We start from the raw sequence: 2,962 nt of genomic DNA, 5'->3' as shown, positions 1-2,962 counted from the left end.
CCAGGATCCGCACCTCACCCGGCGCCGCGTGCGGGAGCGGCAGGAGGCGGCGGTGGGGCGAGGTCGCGGCGCCGCCGCCGGGCGGAAGCCGGCGGGCGATCCGGCGGGACGCGGCGAGCAGCACCGGGCCGCCGCGGCGGCAGGTGCGCAGCGCCACCACGGGGGCCGGGGAGCCGTCAGGGGTGCGGAACCTGTCGGGGAAACTGGTCAGGGCGCGCACGTCCGCGCCGCGGAACGCGTAGATCGACTGGTCCGGGTCGCCGACCGCGACCAGGTCCCGGCCGTCGCCGGCCAGCGCGAGCAGCAGCGACTCCTGCGCCGGGTCGCTGTCCTGGTACTCGTCGACAAACACGGCGTCGTAGGCGTCGCGCTCGCGCTGGCGGGTCGACTGGCGGCTGAGCAGCGCCGCGGCGATCCGCACGATCTCGGCGTAGTCGTAGGCGGGCACAGGGGCGAGGTCGAAGCGGGCCGAATACCGGTCAAGGAACGCCCCCGCCGCCACCCAGTCGTCTCGCCTGCACTGCCGGCCGAGCTGGCGCAGCGCCTTGCCGTCCAGGCCGCGCTCGGCGGCGCGCATCAGCACGTCCCGCAGTTCCTCGGCGAACCCGCGGGTGGCCAGGGCGGGCCTGAGGCGGTCAGGCCAGCTCAGGCCGCCGTCGGCCACCTCCCCGCGCAGCATCCGGCGTATCTCCAGCAGCTGCTCGGGCGCGGAAAGCAGCCGGGGCGGCTGGTCGCCCGCCAGCACGAACTCCCTCCTGACCAGCGCGTACGCGTAGCTGTGGAAGGTCAGCGCGAGCGGCTCTGACGTGGTGCGCCGCAACCGCGCGGTGATCCGCTCGCGCAGCTCCCCCGCCGCCTTCCTGCTGAACGTCAGCACGAGGATGCGGTCCGGTGCGACGCCGCGCCGCTCGATGCGGTCCGCGACCGCCGCCACGATCGTGGTGGTCTTGCCGGTGCCGGGGCCCGCGAGCACGAGCAGCGGGCCGCCCTTGTGGTCGACCACGCTCTGCTGTGCCTCGTCCAGGCGCAGGCCGGCGACACCGGCCCCAGGGCCGGTGTCGGGGCCGGCCTCGGGGCCGGCCTCGGGGCCGGTGTCGGGGCGCCGGACAAGCCGGTAACCGTTCATCAGGATTGATTTCAGCACGGACCTCTGACATTCGACGGGCAAACCCGCCTTGCGACCGCGCGGCCGGCCGGCCGCCGTTAGCGGCGCCCCGGCTACTGCCCGGCCCAGCGGGCCCGGCGCATGTCGACGCGCACCGGCGGACGGGCCGAACGCAGCGGCGTCCCCTCGGCCAGGTAATGCGCCAGCGCGGCGGTCTCGTGACCCGGCGGTGGCGTTCCGTCGGCGTGGATCACCCGCCACCAGGCGACGCCGCCGCCGTACGCGGCGAGGACCCTGCCGACCTGGCGGGGGCCGCCGGCGCCGAGGTATTCGGCGATGTCGCCGTAGGACATGACCTGACCTGGCGGGATCGCGTCCACCACGTCGAGGACCCGGGCGGAGTACTCATCGACCGGATCCCCGGGTGCGCTCACCAGGGGTCATCCCGCGCGCCGGGCTCCGGGCCGGGCGCGCCGTAGCCCGTTCCCTGCTGGTAGGGCTGGTAGGGCGGGCCGTAACCTGGCGCGTAGCCGCCGGCGGCGTGCCCAGGGGCGCCCCCGGCCGGCCGGGGATGCGCCGCGTGCGCTCCCTCCGGCGACCGGCGCATGACGGTGAACCACGCGCTGGCCGCCGCCACGAGCGCCAGCGACAGGAGCGCCAGCATCGCGAAAAGGACAAGCTGCCCGACACCCCGCGGGGCCACCGGAGCGGCCGGAACGGCGGCCGGCCCGCCCCCGAAGCTCGCCGACCGGGCGACCTGCGAGCCCGCGGCGTGCACCTTGGCCAGCCGGCCCGCGGCGGTCAGCGCCGCCGCGGCGTTCACCGTGCCGAAGCCCGTGCGCGGGTTGTAGCCCCCCCGCGCCACGTTGCCCGCCGTGGTGGTCAGCGCCTCGTCCACGAGGGCCGGGGGCAGGCCCGGGTATTCCGACTTGATCAGCGCGGCCACTCCCGCTACCAGCGCGCACGCCGGGCTGGTCCCGTCGACCATCCAGTACAGGTCGTCCCGCCCCTGGGCGGGAACATTCACCCCGGGCGCGGCGACCTGGACCGACAGGTTGTTGCTCGAGAAGCCGGCGGCGGCGCCTGAGCTGTTGACCGCCGCCACGCCGAGCACCCCCGGGTAGTTCGCCGGGAACGACACCGGGGCGTAGCCGGGGTCACTGCGCTCGTCGTCCTCGCCCGAGTTTCCCGCGGAGGCCACGAGCACCGCGCCGTGCAGGAAGGCGTACTGCAGCGCGGCGCGCACCACGGCGCTCGACGGGAAATCCCCGATCGACATGCTGATCACCTGCGCGCCGCGCTTTACGGCGTCCATGATGCCAGCGGCCAGCGACTGCTGGATGCGCGACTCGGGCTCGCTCTCGTACTTGGGGTAGCCGGGGTCGTTCTTGTCGGGTATCACGCGGACGGAAAAAATCTTCGCCTCGGGCGCGACCCCGATGATCCCGTCGTCGCCGTCCCCGGCGATGATCGACGCCATCCAGGTTCCGTGCTGGCCCCAGTTGGAGTTGCCCTCCGGGGTGCTCAGTCCGGTCAGGTCCGGACCGGTGATGACGTTCCCGGCGAGGTCGGTGACGTACGGGTCCACGCCGCTGTCGATCACGGCGACGATGACTCCCTTGCCCTGGGTCACGTTCCACGCGGCGGGCACGTCGAGCATGTCCAGCACCCACTGCTGGATGCCGGGGACGGCGTCGGAGGGCGCCGCCCGCGCGGCAGCCGGCATGAGCGTGACGGCGGCCGCCAGGCCCACGGCGAGCACGGCCTTGCACCCGCGTGCGGCCAGCGTCCCGGCCGGCGTCCCGGCCAGTGTCCCGGCTAGCATCCCGGCGTCCCCGGGCAGTGCGGTCGCGGCAG

At 74.9% G+C, this 2,962-nt stretch carries 3 protein-coding genes; all 3 read right to left on the bottom strand.

The window, feature by feature from the left end; translation table 11 throughout:
- A partial coding sequence (locus Q1N79_RS01320) for an ATP-dependent helicase (RefSeq protein WP_300603099.1) occupies positions 1–1,126 on the bottom strand: 1,126 nt, incomplete at its 3' end.
- Between the two features lie 92 nt (positions 1,127–1,218).
- Positions 1,219–1,539: an MGMT family protein gene (locus tag Q1N79_RS01315; protein ID WP_300603097.1), complete on the bottom strand. Its 321-nt coding sequence runs from the start codon at positions 1,537–1,539 to the stop codon at positions 1,219–1,221.
- On the bottom strand, positions 1,536–2,962 hold a 1,427-nt coding region (locus Q1N79_RS01310), incomplete at its 5' end, for a S8 family serine peptidase (RefSeq protein ID WP_300603095.1). The genes Q1N79_RS01310 and Q1N79_RS01315, both read right to left, overlap by 4 nt.

The sequence above is a fragment of the Trebonia sp. genome (assembly GCF_030042015.1).
Classification (GTDB): domain Bacteria; phylum Actinomycetota; class Actinomycetes; order Streptosporangiales; family Streptosporangiaceae; genus Trebonia.
The sequence above is the reverse complement of the archived record's forward strand: the minus strand, read 5'-3'. Positions and strand labels throughout refer to the sequence as shown.